Source organism: Actinomadura bangladeshensis, from assembly GCF_004348335.1.
GTDB lineage: Bacteria > Actinomycetota > Actinomycetes > Streptosporangiales > Streptosporangiaceae > Spirillospora > Spirillospora bangladeshensis.
In genome coordinates this window covers 1-711 of the sequence record NZ_SMJW01000588.1, presented here as the reverse complement: position 1 = coordinate 711, position 711 = coordinate 1, and the positions used below count along the sequence as shown (strand labels likewise).

The following is a 711-nucleotide window of genomic DNA, read 5'->3' as shown; positions in this document are numbered from 1 at the left end:
GCCCACCCTCCCCCTTCACCGGCCCGGGTGCAAGCACATCCGCTGGTCAGCGCGGTGCGCCGGCGGCGGGACCGGCGCCGGGGAGGCGGGGGCGGCCCGCGTTTCGGAGGTCCCCGGGACCCTATCCGGGATATCTTGCGCGTAGCACATGAACCGGAACATGGGGGCGAACATGACGGTGGGCGCGGACGTACGGCCGGCCTCGGGTGTGCGGACGTGGCACCGGTTCCACTACGCGGTCGGGGTGTTCCTCCTCGCGTACGGGGTGACGGGGCTGGTCAGCGGCGTCCTGCTGTGGGGCGACCGGGTGGAGGAGACCGAGGGCTACTTCGGGTCCGGCCCGGCCGCGGGCGTCCTCGTCGCCGTCAAGGCGGTCGAGGCGCTGCTCGTCCTGTGCGCGGTGGCGGGCGTGGCGCTCCGCCGCGACCTCCTGTTCGTGCCGCCGCTGGCCGGGTGGATGGCGGGTTTCGCCATGTTCGCCGTCCTCGACGTGTTCAAGGGGCGGTGGGGTGGCCTGATCGAGCACCTGCTGTACCTCGCCGCGTTCGTCGTGCTGCTGTTCCTGTCCTACGGGCTCAGCGCGAAGGCCCAGCTCGCGGGCGCGCCGAAGCAGACAGAGCCCGGCTCCTCCCCCGCCGGGCCGCGCGGGCTCACCCGCACCCAGGAGTTCGCGCTCCAGGCGATCGAACGGGCCGCCGCCCTGACCGGCCC

1 protein-coding gene is annotated in these 711 nt (G+C 74.0%); it reads left to right on the top strand.

Annotation, left to right across the window (positions count from 1 at the left end; genetic code table 11):
• Positions 1-172 precede the first annotated feature (172 nt).
• A partial coding sequence (locus E1284_RS41010; RefSeq protein WP_165965638.1) for a hypothetical protein occupies positions 173-711 on the top strand: 539 nt, incomplete at its 3' end.